This is a genomic window from Chryseobacterium sp. BGARF1 (assembly GCF_001677955.1).
GTDB lineage: Bacteria > Bacteroidota > Bacteroidia > Flavobacteriales > Weeksellaceae > Chryseobacterium.
This window is the reverse complement of record NZ_LELA01000094.1, coordinates 1-22,207: the sequence shown is the minus strand read 5'-3', so window position 1 is coordinate 22,207 and position 22,207 is coordinate 1. Positions and strand designations below refer to the sequence as shown.

Below are 22,207 nucleotides of genomic sequence, written 5' to 3'. Positions count from 1 at the left end.
CCCAGTTGAAAGTATATGGTGCTGTTCCACCAGTAGGTGTTAAATTGATAGCTCCTGTTGAACCTCCGTTACATGCAATATTAGTAACTACCGTTGTACCTGAAATTGCGGTTGGTTGAATTATCGTTACTGTTCTTGTTATTGTACAAGCATTAGCATCTGTTACCGTTACCGTATAAGTTCCTGCCGCTAATCCTGAAGCTGTTGCTGCTGTTCCGCCACTTGGAGACCATGAATAAGTGTAAGGTGCTGTTCCGCCTGTTACCACAATACTTGCTGTTCCGTTAGTTCCGCCATTACATGAAATGTTCGTTTGTGAAGTAGTTGCACTCATAGCCGTAGGCTGAGTTACAGTAGCATTTACTGTTCCTGTACATCCGTTAGCATCAGTAATCGTTACGGTATAAGTTCCTGCTGCTAATCCAGTACGATCTTCTGTAGTGATTCCTCCTCCCCAGTTGAAAGTATAAGGCGCTATTCCACCTGTTGGTGTTAAATTGATAGCTCCTGTTGAACCTCCGTTACATGCAATGTTTGTAACTACCGTTGTGCCTGAAATTACGGTTGGCTGAGTGATCGTTACTGTTCTTGTAATCGTACATGCATTCGCATCTGTTACTGTTACGGTGTACGTTCCTGAAGCTAAACCTGAAGCTGTCGCTGCAGTTCCGCCGCTTGGAGACCATGAATACGTGTAAGGTGCTGTTCCTCCTGTTACAGTAATAGTCGCTGTTCCGTTAGAACCTCCATTACATGAAATGTTAGTCTGAGAAGTCGTGGCACTCATTGCTGTTGGCTGAGTTACTGTAGCACTCACTGTTCCTGTACATCCGTTAGCATCTGTAATAGTTACTGTGTAAGTTCCTGAAGCTAAACCTGTACGGTCTTCTGTGGTAACCCCTCCTCCCCAGTTGAAAGTATAAGGTGCTGTTCCACCTGTTGGTGTTAAATTGATGGCTCCTGTTGAACCTCCATTACATGCAATATTAGTAACTACCGTTGTACCTGAAATTGCGGTTGGTTGAGTGATCGTTACAGTTCTTGTTATTGTACAAGCATTAGCATCTGTTACCGTTACTGTATAAGTTCCTGAAGCTAAACCTGAAGCTGTTGCTGCAGTTCCACCGCTTGGTGACCATGAGTAAGTGTAAGGTGCTGTTCCGCCTGTTACAACAATACTTGCTGTTCCGTTTGTTCCTCCGTTACATGAAATGTTTGTTTGAGAAGTCGTGGCACTCATTGCTGTTGGCTGAGTTACTGTAGCACTCACTGTTCCTGTACATCCGTTAGCATCAGTAATTGTCACTGTATAAGTTCCCGCTGCCAATCCGGTACGGTCTTCTGTGGTGATTCCTCCTCCCCAGTTGAAAGTATAAGGTGCTGTTCCACCTGTTGGTGTTAAATTGATGGCTCCTGTTGAACCGCCGTTACATGCAATATTAGTAACTACCGTTGTTCCTGAAATTGCGGTTGGTTGAGTGATTGTAGCAGTTGCTGTAGTGAAACATCCAAGGTTATCAGTAACTGTTACTGTATAAACTCCTACAGCTAATCCTGTTGCTGTTGCTGCAGTTCCGCCACTCGGTGACCATGAGTAAGTGTAAGGAGCAATTCCTCCAGATGCAGTAACCGTGGCTGTTCCATTGTTACTACCATTACATGAAACGTTTGTTTTAGTAGTCGTTGCAGAAACAGATACAACCGTTAGATTAGCTAAATTTGATGTTGCAGAACCTGAAGAATTAGTTGCAACACAACGATATTGATATCCGTTCATTGCTCCTGTAGCTCCTGTTACAGTTAGTGTACTTGTTGTAACTCCTGAAAATGGTGCTCCATTAACTAAAGCAGCAAAACCACTTCCTGAATTTTGATACCATTGATAAGAAGTAGCTCCTGTTGCAGTAATAGAAAATGTTGTATTTCCGCCAGAGCAAATTGTTCTGTTTGGTGGATTTCCTGTAATTACAGGATTACTTCCTATAAACTGGCATCCTGAATATGCCGTTGTACCTGCAGAAGCTAAAAGTGACCAGTTTCCCATAGTCATTACCGCTGAACGTACAGATGCAGCTGTAGTAGTTGGTGTTCCAGTACAGTTAAATTTTCCTGATACTGCAATAATATTTCCCGATTCAGCCCCTGTATAAAATGCACTTGTTCCTCCTATAAGTCCTGGAGGCATTAAAGATGAATTGGGCCCCGCTGGAACTCCAACATTCCATCCTGCCGTTGTAGTTCCTCCTCCTGGGTAATACAAGTAGTTAATTCCTGCAATACAGTAAGCTCCGCTTGCTGTAATAGATCCGTTACCTCCCTGAAATGCAATAATCTGATCCCCAGTATTGGCTAATGAAAGACCATTGGTGGATGAACCATCAGTAAGAGTAACAGTACCATTTGGAGTTGATATGCTGGTTACCGGGTTATAAGTAGAAGCTACAAGTCCTACTATGTGTACTTCTGTTCCCATAGGAATTGCGGTACCACTTACCCAAGTAATGGCAGATTCTGATGTTCCGGCAGCTTGCCATGCTCCAGAGCCTTGATATCCCCTATCGGTAAAGCTAATAATTGTTCCAGCCGAAATATTTGTAAGCAGAACAAAAGAAAACTTATCTCCTACTCCCGCTAAAGGAGAAGAGTCATAGCTTGTAAAGGCTATATCTCCTGCTGCGAGGGTCGTTTGCGCATTGGCCGCAAATCCTAACAATGACGCTCCTGCAATAAGGAACGTCTGTGTCAGCGTTTTGATTTTTGAATAAAAATTTTTCATATTTAATTCATTTTAGGTTAAAGATTCACAAACCGGCTGCCTTTTTTCATGCCAAAAGCAAACAGTTTATGACCACTCATAAATCCTTCATCTGTGTAGATGATATCTAATCGAAGTTGAGTTTCATTATTACATTTTACAATAAGCCCATTGTCTTCATCCAATGTAAGAATGGTTCCAGGAAGATCAGACTGATGTGAAGCTTCATTAATTACTGTAGCTTCCACCACTCTTATATTCCAGCCATTCCATTGTGTGTATGCTCCTTTATTCCACGGGTTGCAAGCTCTGGATAAAGCTTCGATGGTTTTAGCATCATATCTTTGCCAAGAAATGCAAACATCTGCTGCTACGGGTTTTGTGAAATATTTAGCATTATGTTCATCCTGCTTTGTACCTTTAGAATTATTTTTTAATAAGATCAAAAGTTCATTAAGCAAGTTTGCTCCCAACCATGATAAGTTCGTACAAAGCACACCATGTGTCATTTTTATTGAAAGAGGTAAGATCTTTTTCAGAATAATTGCCCCTTTATCAATTTTATTTTCAATGGCATGCACTGTAATTCCTGTTTTTTCCGCTTCACTTCTTATGGATTCAAAAACAGGATCTGCACCGCGCATTTCGGGTAGTAATCCGTAATGAAAATTGTAGAATTTACCAGGATGTTTATTTAAAACTTCTAAAGGTATCTTCCAAGGGAACGTCATGGTAAAAATAAATTCGGCATTAGTTTTCTTCATTAATTCTTCTAATTGAGAAGAGAGAATTTCTTTTTTTATTATAAATAATGGTATGCTAGATTGCTTTGAAAGCATTATGCAGAAATCTATAACGTCTGTATTTCCTTCTGCTACTCCCAATGCACAAAGCCGACCTTGCGCAGATAGAGCCTGCAAAGCCGGAATCGCCATACGATTGTTACATAAAACTGCTATTTTGGATGTTGTCATCATGATTCTAAACACGCATAAGCATTGAGCCAAGAATTAGCCTCAATACTCTGAATGTATTTAATATTATTTTTTAAACTTTCACGCTCTGATATTGTAACTGCAGCACCCTCAACATCTTTCAGAAGACAGTTCCCTGTAGTTTTATCTTTTGAAACTGTTGCATAATAAACCGGAGCTTCTGTAAATCTGTTTTCGGGGTTCATATAAACCTTTCCGCGTGGTGAATTGATAGTAATGCCATCAAAATTTTCGTTTTCCAAAGTAATAAAGAGAGCGGCTTCCCATCCCAATAAAGAGAAAAGATTAGCTTTACCTTCTTTAATATTATTCATTATACTTACAAAAGTTTCATTTTCTGGTGTGTTTAAAGTTTTAGACCAAGCTACAGCAGAACTCCACTCTTTACCCGGATAAGGCATTTTCGAAAGCCATGCTTCATCGGATGTGAAACCCGTTCCATATACCGAATAATTATTAACCAGCTTGTTCCCGACTCTGAAAAAATCATCTGCCATATCACCACAAAATGTTGCAAGAACTGCAGTTTCTTTTTGCTGCTCAAGATATTCGGTAAGTGGAGCCAGGGTAAAATCTTCACGGCGTAAAGACGTAACATGATTAAAGCCTATGGTACCACCTTTCTCTTCAACAGCAGCTGGATAGATATAAGATGGACGATAGCCCGCATCGTAAAAAGAGCACGTAAATGCAAAATTTCTATGCCCATCTTCAATTGCTTTATGAGTAATAACCCTTGTACACAAACCTCCCTGAAGAGATATAAAATATGCATTAGAAAGTTTTCCCTGAAAAGCAGGAAAATGATATCCGCTGTCTAAAACAAGCAAAGTTTTCCCTGAAGATTCGAAAAGCGGGTGAATAAACTCGGCTGAAATAGGATTAATATATCCAATGATAATATCCGCACCTTCCAAAAGAAATTGCTCGCAACGCTCATAGATCTCTTCATGTTTTGCGGCAACACCTATTCCCGCTGAAACGATTTCGTGATGACCTTCCAAGCCAATATTTTTTAACGCTTGCTTAAAGCCATCCATCATATCAAAAGACATTGAAGGATAAATAACAGATCGTGGTAAAAGTAAAGCTATTTTCATATTTTTTCGATAAAGCCTCTAATTGAATAAACTATTAGAGGCTTTTGCATTATTAATTATGATCTTGAAGGGAAAATTCCGTATAAACAAATGATGTAGTTCATTCCTAAAAACGGCTGCTGAATACTAATAGGCTGGCTTCCTCCTGCAACGCTTAAGCTGAATGCCGTTGTAATTGGTCTTAATGTTGTATCTGCAGGTTGGCTTGAATATAAACCTGGTAATGATGCAAGTGTGGCATTTGAGGGAGAACCTGTATCACCTCCTTCAGAAAACGTTTGAATAGAAGCCGTTTCTGTTCCGGAAGCATGATTGTGCATAGGCAGATTGGGAGTAAGTAACGTCACCGTTGGTGTACCATTGATCTCTCCAAGAGTCCAGTTATCAATTCCTGCTCCACTTCCTGTTCCCATAGCAGTTCTACCCGCAAAATTGGGTAACATAAATGTTGTAACTCCATTTCCACCGTACATGGTTCCTAAAAGCGCAAAAAGAGCCTGATTTGTATTGATTGCTAATGTTTGCCCTTGACAAAAAGCCCAAGATTTTGGAGCAAAATTTCCTGCAAACATTCTTATTTCTGACATTGTTCCATCCATGATGATTAGTTTTTTAGAATTAAAATTTACTTAATTATGGTCTGCTTGGATAAATTCCTTCACAGCAAATAATGTAATTGGCAGCCAAAACAGGTTGTAAAATTTCAAAAGGATTACCGCTACCTACAGCAGATAAAGCCCCTGAAGCTGTTGCCGGAGCAATATTTGTATCTGCAGGCTGAGTAGAATAAGCACCTTGAAGTCCTCCTAAAATTGTTCCCGAAGGTGAACCCGTTTCTCCTCCTTCTGAAAAAGCAGGAAATGCAATAGTAGCCATTGCATTATGCGTATGCATCGGCATTTGTGAAGTATTCATTGTTACATTTTCTGTACCTCCTACTTGACCCAATGTAATATTTTGTAAACCAGCTCCCTGCCCTGTTCCTACAGCCACACGGCCACGTAAATCTGGTACACCAAATGTAGTTTGCCCATTACCTCCATAAGTAGTTCCTAAAATTGAAAAAAGTGTAGAGTAATTTGCTATGCTATATTCTGTTCCATCGCAAAAAAACCATCCTCTTGGAGCAAAATTTCCCGCAAACAATCGAATTTCTCCTATATAACCTTCCATAGTATTTTAGTTTTAATTATTATTAGTTTAAAAAAATTCAGAATGACTTAAGATTAGTTTCTAGATGGGAAAACTCCATACATACAAATAATATAATTCATCCCTAGTGAAGGTTGAGTAATATTAATTGGTGTGCTTCCACCGGTTACCCCCACTTGAATATTCAAAGGAGTAGCTTTGGTACTAGAATCGCTTCCCTGAGACGTATACATAGATCCCTTTGAAGCCAAAACATTATTTGCCGGAGTTGCAGAATCTCCCTCTTCCGAAAATGCAGGAATAACGATATTCCCTCCCGCAGTATGAGTATGCGGCGGAAGATTCGAAATTGTTAGTGTTTTAGTATTTGTACCAGTCATCTCACCTAGGTCATAGTAAGACAATCCTGGTCCTTGGCCTGCTCCTACCGCAGATCTTCCTGAAAGATTAGGTAAGCCGAAAGTGACTTGCCCGTCTCCACCATAAGTGGTTCCCAAAATAGAGAATAAAGCAGTGTTTGTTCTGATAGCGAGTAATGCACCATTACAATACGACCAATCTCTAGGCGCAAAGTTTGCGGCAAAAAGGCGGATTTCTCCTATTGTTCCTTCCATAGTTATTTGTTTTTAAAGAGTGAAACTGATAAAATTTATCTTTTAATAAATAGATTAGATTCTTGCGACTATCGAATTAAATAGACAGAGCTATAACCCCGGTAAATAATTCACGGGAAAATATAAGTAGTGTATTAAACATCAATTTATCATATGTATTTATATAGATAAATAAAACAATTTACTACACTGGTTTTTAACTTCACTAAATAGTGATTATTAAATCAAAAGAGGAATCTTTTTTAAGAATTTTTTCATGTTAATTTAGTTTTTCGGTTGGTTTTAGTATTTTTTCAATTGTTAACAAATGTGGTACATAAATCAACAATCCTTAACAAATATACATTTATTATCAATATAACAGCATAATAAACTACAAATATTCAAAAATTAACATTTACAAATATTACACATTAAATGATTTTTATTTTTATATTATGATTTTAAATAACTGTTGTCAAAATTAAAAATTGCAGAACATATACAACTACGTATTTATACTGATTTTAATTTGAGAGATCTATCTAACATTCCGAAAGACCAAATGATGGTTCCTATCTCACAAGGAATTCAAGAGATTGTAGACCAAATCAATAAATCTACGCAGCAGTTCATCCGGAAATCTAAAATATGAAGAACTGAAGAAAAAGTTGTCTACTCATTATTTTGATATAATCAATGCAGAAGTTATCCTAGAAGATGGTCATAAGATTTTAGCAGTATTGGTTTCGTCAGGGGAAAAATCAATTTTATTATTCAATAAAATAGCAAACGGAAAGACAACAGAAGACTGGATGTCTTATTACAGTCCTGATTTACCGAATAACCTTCCAAAGAGTTTTAAAAACGAATAAAGCAGGAAATTCTAAAGGTAAAAAAAAAGGTTATGTTGGGCATTTAACTTTGCTGAAATAAGACTCGACCAAGAGCGCTCGTGATACATGGTTGATATACAATAACCTTCTTAAGAATTAAAAAGTTTTTTAATTTCTTCCTGATCTCGTTGATTGCATTTTCTAATTTTTAGTACAAAATAAAAAAGCAATACAAAAACAATGACTCCAGATAAGACAGCTACCAAAATAAGAAAATGATATCGGGTAATCATATCTTTATTTTTTTTCTGAGATTCTACATTATGAATATCAAGAGCGTGATTAATAGAGCTTAATTCGTTTTGTTCCCTTTCAAGACGGGTTTCAATATGCTTTTTGCTGTATATCTGATAAAGGTTTTGCTTTCCCATTGCCAGATAATTATCAGCCATTTCTTTATAGATCCCTTCATTAAGGGTGAGATCTCCGATGTTTTTACTGAGCGTTTCAGCCTCTAAAAGAAAATCTAAAGCGGCTTGGTATTGATGTTTTTGTTTTGGTATTTCAGACATGCCTTTCAGAGCAAAAGCTTCCAGACTCTTGGCTTTTATAAGACGAGCAATATCAATCGATTTTTGAAAAGCTTTTTGGGCTTCATTGGGATCATTAATGGTTATATAACATGTACCAATGTTATAATAAATAATACTTTGATTATAAAAGGTTGTTTTTTGATCGGGTACTTTTTCAAAATTTTTAATAGCAATTAAAAACTCCTGAAGAGCAATTTCGGGATTTGCCTGGCTTTTATAGATCATACCTCGTAAAGCAAAGCTTCTGGCAGTTTCAAAATGTTTTAGAGAAAGGTCATCGGGAAGTTCTGCCAGATATTTGTCTACCTCATCCAATGTTTCAATACTTTTACTCAAAAGATCCATTTGCTGAAACTGTACTGCAGCCGTCATCAAAACAGAAGTTTGTATTTTGGGATCATTTGTTTTTTTTGCTAACTCTCTTGCTTTATAGGTATACTGTAACGACTTATCAAAATCTCTTTTGGCAAATCCTGCAGTAGATAAAAGCAAATAGATTCGGATTAATTTCTTGGGATCTTGCTCGTTTTTAAGTAAATTATTTCCGATTTTGATAACATTATCAGGGTTATTGTAAATCTCTTGATTGGCTTTTTTGATAATGACACCCAAGGAATCATCAGAAGCTTTTTGTCCTGAAACAGAAATAGTACAGAGCAAAAATGACAGCAAAAAAACGTGAGTTAATAGCTTCATGATCTTTTGTTTTTAATGATTTCCTGAATGTAATGATTGGGCGACATCCCAGTGATCGATTTGAATACATTGGTAAATGCTCCATGTGATGAAAAACCGGAATACTCTGCAAGATAACTTACTTTATAGTTGAGAAATGCAGGGTCGTTTTTTAATAAACCGGCAATGTGGTTGATTCTTAATTCATTGATATAGCCATTAAAGTTTTTCCCTTTATTGCTGTTGATAACCTCAGAAAGGTATTTTGTATTGATCTCTGTTTGTGCAGATAAAATAGAGATCGACATATTTTTACTTAAAAAATTAGTAGACAATTCCCATTCTTTCAGTTTTTGTAAGATCTCATCTTCTTTTTCTTTAGAGACTTTGGGCGTTTCTTTTTCTGTGTTTTTTTGTTCTTTCTCTATATCATCTTTCAGCTTATCGGCCTGCATCTGCATAGATTTTTCTCTTTCTTTTTGTTTCTCAAAAAAAGCAAGCTGTTTTTTCAGATCTTTACTTCTTCGTGATTCGTAAAAAAAGTAGGTTACAATTCCAAGAACAAAAAACAAAACAATGATTGTAGTGTTTCTGAATTGCCTTATTTTATTTTGCTTCTGAATCTCAAAATTCTTCTTATTATATGTTTCTACCAATTTTACAATATACTGTATGCCTTCCTTTTTGTTGGTGTCTAGTTTTGCTTTTAGATCTGTATAAAGATTATTGTAATAATGGTATTTTTCGTCATTATTTAGTGCTAAATAATTTCTGGTTAATAATTCATAAAAAACAATTTTGATATTATTGTAAGGGAGGTCTTCTATATGTAAAAGCCCGGTGTCTAGGCTTTTGATGGCAGTATCATAATCTTCTTTCTGAAAATAATATCGAGACAGATTTTCGTAAGCAAAAGCCGTAAGAAAAGGATAGTTTCCATTGTGCTTTACATCATTAATAGCCTCATCAAGCAGTTTTTTTGCTTCTTCAAGTTTATTTTGTCTGATGAGGTAAGAAGCTCTGAAAATTTTATTTTCCCAGATTAAAATGATATTTTCTTTGTTGGAACCAGTAAGATATTGGTTACTTATATTTAGGCTTTGAAAAGCTTCTTGATAGTTTCTGGCAATGCCGAAGTTGATGGCCTGAAGCTGATACAATTTTGCAATCGTAGTTTTCACCTTCACATCACGGCTTTTCACTAGATCACGGTTTTGTAAGATATTGGAAATAATATTTTTAGACTGATTGTAGAGACCAAGATTTTGGTATTGGTCGGCAAGGCTGTATTCGCTAAAGAGATGGATGAAGTACAACTGACTGTCTTTTCCAATGTCTTCTTCTTTTTGATTGTAAATGTTTAGCGACTGTACATAATTTCCCTGCATCGCATAGGCTTGTGAAAGAATATTTCTTAGAACAATTTTATGTTCAGGGTTTTTATCACTAATTAAAATGCTTTGAGAATAACTGATACAGTCCTCTGGATTTTGATATAATTTTTGAAAAGATTTATCGGTTAAAAGACTAAAATCGGGACCTTTTTGCCCTTGGATATATAGGGGAAATAAGGCAATTAAAAATAATAAAAAGACATTATTTTTTAGAGTTTTTTTACAGTTAAAATTATTTTCTGTCTTGTTTTTCACGATGATTTCGATTAACTGTCTCTTAATAATCCTAATTTACAACATATTGGTTTTTAGTGTTTTGTGATTTTTATTCTTGTAAATTCAATGAATTATGCAAGCCTGTTTTTTCATATAGGGCAAATATAACACTAATATTGTTTAAATCTTTAAGCGAACTGAAAATTTAGATTTACTCTAAAATGTTAATGATCAAAGTAGAAAATGCAGAGGCGAAAAAAAGCTTAATAATTGTACGCTATTAATTATATGTTTAATTTTAAAAATAGAACTACAATGAGAAAACATTATCTCTTTTGGATGATCTTACTTCTTCCTTTTTTTAAGCTGGATGCACAGACTTACTGTACACCTACTACAGGAACATCTACCATGTATTACTTAAAAAATGCAATATTTTCGGATCAGGGAGCTTTGTACTACGATGCAACCTCGCATCAGGCATATGTAAACAATTCTGCAACTCAAATAGTAACCTCTTATCCGGGAGGAACTGTAAAAGTGCATCTGGAATTCGGTGGTAGCGGAACCAAATCGCTTGTATGGGTAGATTGGAATGGAAATGGGGATTTTAATGATTTCTATGAAAACCCGATACCAACATCAAACTATTCAACTGTTGATGACCAGTTTTTTATTCCACCATCTCAGGCACCAGGAATTTACAGAATAAGAGTACAAACGGGAACTAGCCTTCCTGCAACAGCAAACCCTTGTGGTCCTAATACCAATGGTAACTTTGTAGATTTCAGTTTAAAAATCGAGCCAACACCTGCTTGTTTTGTTCCTACAGCGCTTGTCGCTTCAGGCATTACCAACAATGCAGCAAATTTATCTTGGGATACTCCAACAACAGCACCCAATAACGGTTACGAATATTATTATTCAACGTCTAATATACCTCCAGACAATACGACCACAGCATCAGGAACCAGTACAACTAATTCTGCGCCTATTAATGGATTAGCTTCATTTACTACTTATTACTATTATGTGAGATCGGTATGCAGCACCTCATCTAAAAGCGCATGGGCTCTAAGAGGGGTCTTTAAAACTAAATGTGATCCGCAAACCGCTATGTTTGAAAATTTTGACGCGCTTGCTAGTGGATCATTTAATGCAGATTGTTGGGATAGGATTGTATTAGGTACAGGCTACTATAGTATTTCTGGTAGTGGGGTAAATAGCACAAAAGGGATAACTCTAAGCGCTAGCTCACCGGCTAATACAGTGATTGCAGTACTTCCAGCATTTAGTAATGTGAACACAGGAACGCATTGGCTGAGATTTAAAGCCAAAGTGAATTCGGGAACTGGGGTAATGGATGTTGGGTATGTGACAAATGATGCCGATGCTGCTTCATTTGTTAATATTCAATCATTAACGATGACCAATACCGTGTTTGATGGTTATGAATATACAGTAGTGGTACCAACTACCGTACCGGTTAATGCAAGATTAGCAATAAGACACGGTGGTACAGCTACTTCATCTTTGTATTTGGATAATGTATACTGGGAGCCAAAAGCGACGTGTTTGGCACCTACCAATGTGGTGCTTTCGAATGCAACTAGTGCTACAGTAGATATGACTTGGGCAGCACCTTCTCCGGCTCCGGCATTGGGATATGACATCTATTACAGTACAAGTAATACGCCTCCAACATCTACTACGGTACCTAATCTAACAGGAATAACATCAAATCCTTATACAGTACAAGGACTAAACTCTGCTACAACGTATTATATTTGGATAAGATCTAGATGCAGCGCAACCGATCAAAGTTTATGGTCGAATATCACATCATTTTTAACACTTTGTGCACCAAAAACGACTCTTTTTGAAGATTTTGAAGCATATAATGCGGGAGCATTATCAAATGCACCATGCTGGATTAAATTGGCTACAGGATTGGGAAATGTGACAATTAATGGTATAGGAGCATATTCTGGTACGAAGCATGTATTGCAAACTCCACTTACCGGATCGGCCATGGCCATTCTCCCTGAATTGAGCAACATCAATGCAGGTACCCATTCATTAAAATTCAGAGCGTATTGCAGTGCTAATACAGGGGTGATGAAAGTTGGATATGTAACGAACACAACAGATATTACGTCATTTGTATCTATTCAGAATCTTGCAATCACCAATACTTCTTATACAGGTGCAAGTGAATATATTGTAGAGATACCAAATACAGTGCCTTCTACAGCAAGATTGGCGATTTTAACGGATAATGGAAACGTACGATACAGTTATGATGATATTTCTTGGGCACCGACCGTTTCGTTGGGAGTGAATGAAATTTCAGCAAAACATGACATTGTTATTTATCCTAATCCATTTACTGATATCATTACTATTTCAGGAGATGTACAATTACAGTCGGTTGTTATCTATGATCTTTCAGGCAAAATGATTAAAGAATTCAAAGGTTCTGAAAAAACAATTTCATTACACAGCCTTATATCCGGCGTGTATATGGTAAAACTGAATATGAAGAATGGAAGTTCTAAAACTGTGAAAGCAGTTAAAAAATAATATGTTGTCTCTGCCATAACAAAGCGGTGAGTAGTAGCGCCGCCGTTATGGCAGTTTCATAACATCCTTTATCAAAAAAATCACCCCAAAATAGACTCTATGAAAAAAATCTACTCATTATTATTTTAATCTTATCGGAAGTGATACCGTCAATTACTTGATTGTGTATACTGGCAGATTATGTCATTCACAAAATTAAATTAATTATTCTATTCAAAAAAAAAGAACATTAGAAATAATGATCAAGCAAGTATTACTTCTGTTATTATAATACAATTATCTAATGATATTCAATAATTTTCACCATCAGACAAAACATAAATCCTCATTACTAAAGAAGGTTGTATTTAGTTTTTTGCTTATACTCCTTGCGAACAATAATCTTTTTTCACAAAGAGATACAGAGCATTGGTTTGCACCGATGAAGCAAAGTGGTTTTACAGATTCCAATCAGCAGGCTTTGTTTTTGTCTACAGATGCTATGACTCCGTTTTCTGTTACGATTTATAATAACAATATTGTAATTGGTACAGTGACCATTAGTAAAGGAAATCCACAGACCTTTAATGTTGCTAAAGATATGATGATGACAGACCTTCAGGCGGGAGCATTTGCTACAACCAGCAGAGGACTTTATGTAAAAGGAGAAAAACCATTTTTCTGTACCTTCAGATTCTCAGTAGATAAGCACGGAGAAATTCTGACATCTAAAGGAAAAGCCGGAATCGGAACCAAATTTTATACAGCATATGCACCATTATCGGTTACTAATTCTAGTTTTAATTTTACCACTGGTGTGTTGGCTACAGAAGACAACACGACGGTAACAGTATCTGGCTACAATCCCACCGTTCAGTTTTCTAATGGAACAACAGGAGCTAGTAATCCCAGCATGACTTTTACTTTGAATAAAGGACAATCTTACGTTATCGAAGGAAACGGAAATGTTGCCGGTAATTTAACGGGTTTTATCGGAGCTAAAATAGTTGCCAATAAACCGATTTCTGTAACCAACGGAAATTTTGAAGGACAGCATACATCTATTGGAAATGGAGGCGGAGGACTAGATATTTACATGGATCAATCGATCCCTGTAGAAAGATTGGGCGATGAATATGTTGTGATGAAAGGGATGGCACCTTTGTCTTATGAATTGGAAGGGGCTGTAGTAGTCGCTACAGAAAATAATACGCAAGTCTATGTAAATGATGAAACGACTCCAATTGCTACCCTGAATGAAGGGCAATTTTATCGCATAGGTTCTACATCATTTATCAGTCAGAATTTTAGTGGACATTATAATATGCGCATTAAAAGTACCAAGAAAATATATGTCTTTCAATTGATGTCTGGAGGTACTACAGGAACTTATTATAATACGGGTGGAGCCAACTATATTCCACCATTGAATTGTTTTCTTCCTAAGAAAATAGATGAGATAGGTCTTATTAATACGATGCCTTATTTTACGCCCATTACTCCTACGGTAAGACTAAATATTATCACTGAGGCAGGCGCAACGGTAACGGTTAACGGAACTGTTTTAGCTGGAGTTCAGGGACCATATCCTGTTACCGGTAATACGAATTGGGAATCATATTCAGTATCCAGCGTTACGGGGAATATTACGGTACAATCTACAAAAGCGGTGACCGCAGGTATTGCAGCGGGTCATGAAGCTGTGGGATATGGTGGTTATTTTGCTGGTTTTTCTTCAATCCCTGTTATTGCCAAAAAGAATGGAAATTGTATTCCGGGAATGATCTTGGAAGTAGATGATAGCTATGCGACCTATCAATGGAATTTTAATGGAAACCCAATTCCGGGTGCAACAACAAATACGTACAGCCCAACTCAGTCTGGAAATTATACTGCAACAGTATCAGTGGGTGGAAGCTGTCCTCCAGCAACGACCCCAGTATTTGAAGTCGTAGCACCGCCTCAGATTCCTTCTTTACTTACCGATCAGGTAATTTGCATTGACGAGAAAATAACACTGGATGCGGGACCTGGTTTCCAGTCTTATGAATGGAGTACAGGAGCTACAACGCAATCTATATCTAACGTAGGAGTTGGAGAGTATTGGGTTATTTTAGGGCATAACGGATGTTTTAGCACCCAGAAAGTTTCTGTGAAAGCTGCTCCAAGCCCTGTTATCAAAAATATTGATGTTCAAAACAATAATGTAACAGTTACTGCAATCGGAGGAAAAGCTCCTTATCTATATTCTAAAGACAATGTCAACTGGCAGACTTCGAATGTATTTAACAATGTTCCTAATGGGCAAAACAGGTTTTATGTAAAAGATGCATTCAACTGTGAGCCAGTGAGTGTAGAGATGACGATTATCAATGTCATCAACGCTATTACTCCAAACGGAGATCATATTAATGATTTAATTTCTTACGCAGATCTCGCTTATAAGAAAGATTTATCCTTTTCAGTGTATGACCGATACGGAAATAATGTTTTTAAAGGAACTGCTTTTAATAATTATACCTGGGACGGGAAGTTTAGCAATAAAAAAATGCTTACGGGAACGTATTGGTATGAGATTTCTTGGAAAGAGCCACACCTGCAGAATACCCTTGTGAAATATACAGGCTGGATTTTATTGAAAAATACAAACTAAGATTTGATACGACAATACTTTTAATAATAGCAATATTGCCAACAGCAACAAATTTTTGAAGCTGCTGTTAGGATAAGCTTAATTTATCTTATAATTTATGAAAAAAATACTATTAGTACTAATACTGTCTTTTTTCTCTATTTCTATATGGGCGCAAAAAGATACCGACCATTGGTTTGCACCGATGGCAGGGAGTCTGACTAACGGCAATCCCAAACAAGCTTTATTTTTATCGACCGATAGTACCGTGCCTTTTCCTGTTACCATTTACAATAATAATATTGTGATAGGTACAGTAACAATCAGCAAAGGAAGCCCGCAAACATTTGATGTTCCATTAAACATGATGTTAGGGCAAAATGCATCTGATGCAATGAGTGTAAAAACCAGAGGGCTTTATCTTCACGGTGACCTCCCATTTTTTGCAACCTATCGATTTTCGGAAACGAACCATGGAGAAATTCTAACGTCGAAAGGCAAAGCAGGAATTGGAACAAAATTCTACGCTGTTTATGCTCCGCTCATGAACAATACCAACACTTTAAATTTCACTTGTGGTATTTTAGCTACGGAAGACAATACACAGATCAAAGTTTCAGGATATGAGATGACCACTTGGTTTTACAATAACTTTAATGGACTTACTCATCCTACAATTACGATTACTTTGAATAAAGGACAATCTTATATATTTGCTGGATACGCCAATAAACCCGGAAACAAAGATGGTTTCATAGGAGCTAAAATAGAAGCTACAAAACCGGTATCTATTACCAATGGAAATTTCCGTGGACAGTTCGGATTGACCCCTCCTTATAATGGAGAAGATATAATAATGGATCAGTCGGTCCCTGTAGAGCGATTAGGAAATGAATTTGTGCTTATCAAAGGAATGGGGAACCTGCTTCCGGAAATTGAAGGAGCAATTATCGTAGCGACTGAGAACAATACAGAGATCAAACTGAACAATAATCCTGTTCCTGTAGCGACCTTGAATGAAGGTGAGTATTACCGGGTAAGTGCAATGAACTATATAGTAAACGGGCCATCTCATCTCAATATGTATATTAAATCAAGTAAAAACGTTTATGTATATCAGCTTTTATCTGGTACTCAGGATAATGATGCTACAGAAGGGTTTAATTATATGCCGCCTTTAAATTGTTTTTTACCTAAAACGATTGATGAAATAGGGAAAATTGGGGAGATGCCTTATTCTACAGCTTTCAATCCACCTCTTTTTGTAAAACTGAATATTCTTACGCAGACTGGAGCAGCAGTATTGGTAAACAATATGCCTACAACAGCAGCACAAGGTCCTTTTCCGGTAACAGGAACTCCCGATTGGGTTTCTTATTCTATTCCTAATATTTCTGGAAACGTTACGGTAACTTCTACAAAAGCAGTAACGGCTGGTATTGCCGGAGGAAGTGGAAATTTGGGTTACGGAGGTTATTTTGCAGGATTTGATTCTGTTCCGGTAATCAAAAAAACGACGGGAGAATGTATTCCGGGGATTGTGTTGGAAGTACAAGGTGGTTTTGCTCAATACCAATGGAATCTTAACGGAAATCCGATTCCAGGTGCTAACTTAAATACATATACCCCTACACAGGGAGGAAGCTATACTGTATCAATTACCGAAGGTACTTGTGTGCCTCTTACAACATATCCTTACAAAGTATATTCATGTTTGGCAAATACGGTAAAACCATTAAATATTTGTGCGACTGGTGTCCCTATTGCAATTACACCCACATTTACAAACTCTGCACAAATTCCAGTTCCGGCTACCGTTCAAATCATTACGCCACCTGCGAATGGAACTTTAGCAGTAAACCCAGCAACGGGTATTTTAACCTATACTGCCAATGCCGGAACAACGACAGATACTTTTACCTATAAGTTTTGTGGAAACGATCCGGATTTTACAGATTGTGAACAGGTAAAAGTAAACATTACAGTAGTTCCTTTGGTATTGACCGATACAACGATAAGTGCATGTGGTGTGAACGGAATTGGTATTTTTGATTTAACTGCAGCCAATGTGGGAGCTCCTCTTACAGCAGTAAAAAAATACTACCCTACTTTGGCAGATCTTAACGCAAATACAGCCGAAATTATTCCTGCCAATGCCTATTCATCTGCAGTTCCTGCTACAGTTTTTGTAAAAGTAACTACCGCAGATGGATGTACTGAGAATGCAAAAATTACGCTTCAGTTTTTCCCTCGAGTAGTGGTAATGGATGCTGTTTTAAATGGATGTTTCAACGAAAACAATCCAAATACAGCAACTTTTGATTTAACTGCGGCTAACGTTACAACTACCATCCCGTCAACAAGAACATATTTTCCAACATTGCTTGATGCCACCAACGGAACCAATGAAATTATTCCGGCAACAGCATACGTTTCGCCTAATGGTTTTGTATATGTGAAGATCACTTCTATTAATGGATGTTTTAATTTTGCTAAGATTACCCTTAATGTTATTCCTCCAAAACCGTCGAGTACTTTAATTGATCAAATGATCTGTCCGGATGGCTTTACCAAGCTGGATGCAGGTCCGGATTATAATTCTTATTTATGGAGCACGGGAGCAACAACTCAGGTGATACAAAATGTTCCTGTGGGAGATTATTGGGTTATCTTAGAATTTAATGGCTGTAAAACCAAGCAGTTTGTGAAAGTACACCCCTTCCCGCTTCCAAAAATTAAAAAAATAAATGTTAGCAATAACACTGCAACAGTAATTGCAGAAGGTGGCACAGCTCCTTATCAATATTCTAACGATGGGTTTTTCTGGCAAGACTCTAATGTATTTAAAAACCTTCCTCGTGGTAAAAATACATTTTATATAAAAGATATTAATGATTGTGCGCCGGTTCAGACTCAAATCACTGTTCCTAATCTTGTGAATGCAATTACGCCCAACGGAGATGGTAGAAACGACACTTTAGATTAATCGGCATTGGCTTATCTTAAAGATTTAAAGATCTCAATCTTCAACAGATACGGTCATATGATCTATTCTTCGGATGTAGATAAAACGTATAAATGGGACGGGAAAATTGGTGGAATGCCAATAACCACCGGAACATATTGGTACGAAATAAAATGGACAGAACCAGAAACTCAGGTGTCTGTAATGTATGCCGATTGGATCTTGGTAAAAAATAGAGAATAATACAGTAGTAGTATTAGGGATTGATGAAGAGGGAATAATTTGTTTTGAGGCTGTCTTCTGGGAAAAGACAGCCTCTTTTTTTTACATAATCAAAGTCTTAAATTTAGAAATGAAAGCAGTGAAATTTATTTTACTGCTTTTTTGTATTATTACTATCTTATTTTAAAATAAATATCAAAATTAATAATCGTGTATAGGTAATTAATATTTAAAATAATAATTTTGCCCAGATTATTTACACAAACTGAAAAAATAAAATGCATCATTCTATATTGTTGGTCTTAGGACTTTTGTTTTCTGTGTTTATGCTGGTAATGTTGGCTCAGCGTATCAAAGTTGCCTACCCTATTTTTCTCGTTATTGCGGGTTTGGGAATTAGTTTTATTCCAGGAATTCCGCATGTAGGTTTAGACCCGGAAATCATATTTCTGATATTTTTACCACCCTTATTGTATGAAGCAGCTTGGTACACTTCATGGACGGACTTTTGGAAATGGAAACGTCCAATCGCTTTACTGGCTTTTGGTTTGGTATTTTTTACTTCAACAATCGTTGCTTATTTTACCTCTTCTTTTATTCCCGGGTTTACCCTTGCTTTAGGATTTCTTTTGGGTGGAATTATTTCGCCTCCCGATGCAGTTGCAGCAGCTACCGTTTTAAAAGGAATGGGAGTTCCAAAAAGATTGATGACGATTTTAGAAGGCGAAAGTTTGGTAAATGATGCCTCTTCGCTAATTGTATTTAAATTCGCGTTACTTGCCGTCATTACCGGAACTTTTTCAATGCAGGAAGCCACCGGACAGTTTTTTTGGGTTGCAGGAATGGGAATTGTTGTGGGACTTGTCGGAGCGCACATTATGTATGTCATTCACCGTTTTTTACCGACAACTCCGGCAATTGATGCGGCTTTAACGGTAATGACGCCTTATATTTTATTTCTTTCGGCAGAGCAGTTTCATTTTTCAGGAGTAATGGCAGTGGTAACTGGAGGGTTGTTTATTTCATGGCGTTCTCACGAGATTTTTAAGACAGGAAGCACAAGATTAAATATGCTTGGGGTTTGGACGACACTTATTTTTGTAATGAATGCTGTGGTTTTCGTTTTAATTGGATTGGAACTTCCTCAAATTATAGAATCTCTAGGAAAATACTCAGTTTGGCAGGGTATAAAATATGGAGCAATTGTAAGTTTAATTATTATTTTACTAAGATTTTTATGGGTTTTTCCGTCAGCACATATTCCGAGATGGTTAAGCTCAAAAGCCAGACAAGATCCTTCTCCGGGCTGGAAAGGTCCTGTTGTAATCAGTTGGGCAGGAATGAGAGGAGTGGTTTCATTGGCGACTGCGCTTTCAATTCCGTTTTATCTGGATGATAAAGGAACACTTTTTCCACAACGTGATCTTATTATTTTTATCACCTTCGTTGTGATATTTATTACGCTGGTTTTTCAGGGTCTGACTTTACCTTTTATTATTAAATTAATTAAACTTAAAGAAATTGATGATCTTGTCCCTGAAGAAGAGCAAAAGACAGGAATTCAGCTTATTTTAGACAATACAGCGCTTCAATTAGTCAATGAAAAATATACTGCCGAATTAAATGATAATGAGTTGGTCGCTTTTTATAAATCTAATTTAGAATCTGATATTCACGTTGCCAATAAACGATTGGAATCTTTAGAATGCGATGAAACAGAACATCAGGAAATTGAAAAATATCATCAAATACTTCTGGATATTTATGCTATTCAAAGAAAAGAATTATTCAGAATGAGAAAAGAAAAGAATTATTCAGAATGAGAAAAGAAAAACTTTTTTCAGATGAAGAAATCCGTAAAGCCGAACTTCAGCTAGATTTAAATGAACTGAAAATAACAGGAGCGGGACATTAATTTATTTTAAAAAGAACATGAATACAAATTCTCATTACAAGCTTAAGCATTTCATCCCGTGGACGCGCACTAAAATTTACAAAATGCTCGTGTTGAGTATAATTCCTACGCTTCTTTTCTATTTTTTAGAATTAAATTGGCTTGCAATTCCATGGGTTCCGATTGCATTGTTGGGAACGGCCACAGCGTTCATTTCAGGATTTAAAAATACACAAACCTACAACAGAACTTGGGAAGCAAGACAGATTTACGGAGCAATCATCAACAGCAGTCGTGCTTTCGGAATTATGGTGAAAGATTTTATAAGGAATAATGATAAACTGAAAGAATCTGAACTTCACAAAGAAATTATTTACCGTCATTTTGCCTGGCTCACTGCATTGAGATTTCAGTTGAGAGAAACCAAAAGCTGGGAAAATGTAAAAGTGAGAAGTTACTATAAAGAATATCTGAAATATTACAAAGTTCCGGAGTGGGAGAGTGATTTGTCGGAAGAGCTTAAATCTTTTCTTTCTGAAAAAGAGCTGGGCTATATTTTATCGACCAAGAACAGAGCCACACAAATTCTTGCCACTCAGTCAGAACATTTGAGAAAGCTTAATGAGGATGGTTTGATCTCAGATTACAATTATGTGGCTTTAGAAAATCAGCTAAAAGATCTTTATGATCAGCAGGGAAAATGTGAACGGATTAAAAACTTTCCGTACCCGAGACAGTTTACGAGCATCAATTTATATTTTACCAATATGCTGTGTTTCTTATTGCCATTTGGTTTTTTGGGTGAGTTTTCTAAAATGATCGAGAAATTTGGGGAGCATATTATCTGGCTTACCATCCCTTTCAGTGTTTTGGTAGGGTGGGTTTTCCTTGTTTTGGAGCAAATCGGTGAGAGTACCGAAAATCCTTTTGAAGGAAATCCCAACGATGTTCCAATCACTCAGATTTCAAGAAATATTGAGATCGATCTTCGGGAAATGCTTGGTGAAACGGATCTTCCGCCTGCATTGCAACCCGTCAATAACATTTTAATGTAAGATTTATGCTTAATAGTAAGACTGTAATTAATCAAATAAAATTATTTATTAAAAATAATACAATTGATACTGTGTAATTTACCTTTAATTCTGAGAAAATTAGCAATTATAGTTTGTAGATATTGAAAAAAGCTATATATTTGCAACCACAATAACAGAAGATAATCCTTCTAAGGCATTGTTAAAAGATCCGGTAGTTCAGCTGGTTAGAATGCCGCCCTGTCACGGCGGAGGTCGCGGGTTCGAGTCCCGTCCGGATCGCATAAGTTTTACAATTTTAACTTTTAAAAAAATTGATCCGGTAGTTCAGCTGGTTAGAATGCCGCCCTGTCACGGCGGAGGTCGCGGGTTCGAGTCCCGTCCGGATCGCAAAAAAGCTTCAAAACATTTGTTTTGAAGCTTTTTTCGTTTATATACCTTGAGGATATTCTTAAATAAGGAATCAGGATCAACAAGGATCAGTAGGATCAGTCTCAAAACGGCTCAGTCTCAAAAGTTGGGGACTAAGCAAAAAGTTTTGATAATCTAAATAGAAAGAAAGATTTATCCTTTACTCCTCTGAGTTGCA

Annotated in this window: 16 protein-coding genes and 2 tRNA genes; 10 read left to right on the top strand and 8 right to left on the bottom strand. The window is 36.8% G+C overall.

Features of this window, described 5'->3' with window-relative positions:
• The 6 genes from AB671_RS18090 to AB671_RS18065 all read right to left on the bottom strand — a co-directional run.
• A partial coding sequence (locus tag AB671_RS18090; RefSeq protein WP_410492662.1) for a beta strand repeat-containing protein occupies nucleotides 1-2,776 on the bottom strand: 2,776 nt, incomplete at its 3' end.
• Nucleotides 2,777-2,793: 17 nt separating this feature from the next.
• Nucleotides 2,794-3,732: a formyltransferase family protein gene (locus AB671_RS18085; RefSeq protein ID WP_082987353.1), complete on the bottom strand. Its 939-nt coding sequence runs from the start codon at nucleotides 3,730-3,732 to the stop codon at nucleotides 2,794-2,796.
• Complete coding sequence (locus AB671_RS18080; protein WP_157444249.1) at nucleotides 3,729-4,850, bottom strand: ABC transporter substrate-binding protein; 1,122 nt, start codon at nucleotides 4,848-4,850, stop codon at nucleotides 3,729-3,731. Before AB671_RS18080 ends, AB671_RS18085 begins: the two co-directional genes overlap by 4 nt.
• A gap of 56 nt (nucleotides 4,851-4,906) precedes the next feature.
• Nucleotides 4,907-5,449 carry a phage tail protein gene (locus AB671_RS18075; protein WP_066679686.1) on the bottom strand — a complete coding sequence of 181 codons (543 nt, stop codon included), beginning with the start codon at nucleotides 5,447-5,449 and terminating at the stop codon, nucleotides 4,907-4,909.
• 34 nt (nucleotides 5,450-5,483) lie between these two features.
• A complete protein-coding gene (locus AB671_RS18070) occupies nucleotides 5,484-6,023 on the bottom strand; it encodes a phage tail protein (protein WP_066679687.1) in 540 nt (179 codons plus the stop codon).
• 53 nt (nucleotides 6,024-6,076) lie between these two features.
• Nucleotides 6,077-6,616, bottom strand: coding sequence for a phage tail protein (locus AB671_RS18065; protein ID WP_066679688.1), 540 nt, complete (start codon nucleotides 6,614-6,616; stop codon nucleotides 6,077-6,079).
• Between the two features lie 454 nt (nucleotides 6,617-7,070).
• On the opposite strand from AB671_RS18065, the gene AB671_RS18060 reads away from it, so the two are divergent.
• The gene (locus AB671_RS18060; protein WP_066679689.1) at nucleotides 7,071-7,250 is read left to right on the top strand and encodes a hypothetical protein; all 180 of its coding nucleotides are present in this window, start codon (nucleotides 7,071-7,073) and stop codon (nucleotides 7,248-7,250) included.
• Nucleotides 7,251-7,266: 16 nt separating this feature from the next.
• Complete coding sequence (locus AB671_RS18055; RefSeq protein ID WP_066679690.1) at nucleotides 7,267-7,470, top strand: hypothetical protein; 204 nt, start codon at nucleotides 7,267-7,269, stop codon at nucleotides 7,468-7,470.
• A 110-nt stretch (nucleotides 7,471-7,580) separates the two neighbouring features.
• On the opposite strand, the gene AB671_RS18050 is transcribed toward AB671_RS18055, so the two are convergent.
• Nucleotides 7,581-8,720, bottom strand: coding sequence for a tetratricopeptide repeat protein (locus AB671_RS18050; protein WP_066679691.1), 1,140 nt, complete (start codon nucleotides 8,718-8,720; stop codon nucleotides 7,581-7,583).
• The gene (locus tag AB671_RS18045; RefSeq protein WP_157444248.1) at nucleotides 8,717-10,348 is read right to left on the bottom strand and encodes a helix-turn-helix domain-containing protein; all 1,632 of its coding nucleotides are present in this window, start codon (nucleotides 10,346-10,348) and stop codon (nucleotides 8,717-8,719) included. Before AB671_RS18045 ends, AB671_RS18050 begins: the two co-directional genes overlap by 4 nt.
• 276 nt (nucleotides 10,349-10,624) lie before the next feature.
• On the opposite strand from AB671_RS18045, the gene AB671_RS18040 reads away from it, so the two are divergent.
• The 8 genes from AB671_RS18040 to AB671_RS18010 all read left to right on the top strand — a co-directional run bounded on the left by AB671_RS18040 (nucleotide 10,625) and on the right by AB671_RS18010 (nucleotide 22,008).
• Nucleotides 10,625-12,892, top strand: a complete 2,268-nt coding sequence (locus AB671_RS18040; protein WP_185114106.1) for a fibronectin type III domain-containing protein — start codon at nucleotides 10,625-10,627, stop codon at nucleotides 12,890-12,892.
• 355 nt (nucleotides 12,893-13,247) lie between these two features.
• Nucleotides 13,248-15,524: a T9SS type B sorting domain-containing protein gene (locus AB671_RS18035; RefSeq protein ID WP_228390960.1), complete on the top strand. Its 2,277-nt coding sequence runs from the start codon at nucleotides 13,248-13,250 to the stop codon at nucleotides 15,522-15,524.
• A 97-nt stretch (nucleotides 15,525-15,621) separates the two neighbouring features.
• Nucleotides 15,622-18,489 (top strand): IgGFc-binding protein, encoded by a 2,868-nt coding sequence (locus AB671_RS18030; protein ID WP_157444247.1) that lies wholly within the window; start codon nucleotides 15,622-15,624, stop codon nucleotides 18,487-18,489.
• Between the two features lie 6 nt (nucleotides 18,490-18,495).
• On the top strand, nucleotides 18,496-18,711 hold the full coding sequence (locus AB671_RS22050; RefSeq protein ID WP_157444246.1) for a T9SS type B sorting domain-containing protein: 216 nt from the start codon (nucleotides 18,496-18,498) through the stop codon (nucleotides 18,709-18,711).
• Between the two features lie 257 nt (nucleotides 18,712-18,968).
• Nucleotides 18,969-20,513, top strand: coding sequence for a Na+/H+ antiporter (locus AB671_RS18025; protein WP_228390961.1), 1,545 nt, complete (start codon nucleotides 18,969-18,971; stop codon nucleotides 20,511-20,513).
• A 175-nt stretch (nucleotides 20,514-20,688) separates the two neighbouring features.
• Entirely contained in the window at nucleotides 20,689-21,639 is a 951-nt protein-coding gene (locus tag AB671_RS18020; protein WP_410492663.1) for a bestrophin family protein, read from the top strand.
• Between the two features lie 187 nt (nucleotides 21,640-21,826).
• Nucleotides 21,827-21,900 (top strand) — tRNA-Asp (locus AB671_RS18015).
• A gap of 34 nt (nucleotides 21,901-21,934) precedes the next feature.
• Nucleotides 21,935-22,008 (top strand) — tRNA-Asp (locus AB671_RS18010).
• The last annotated feature ends 199 nt before the right edge of the window (nucleotides 22,009-22,207 follow it).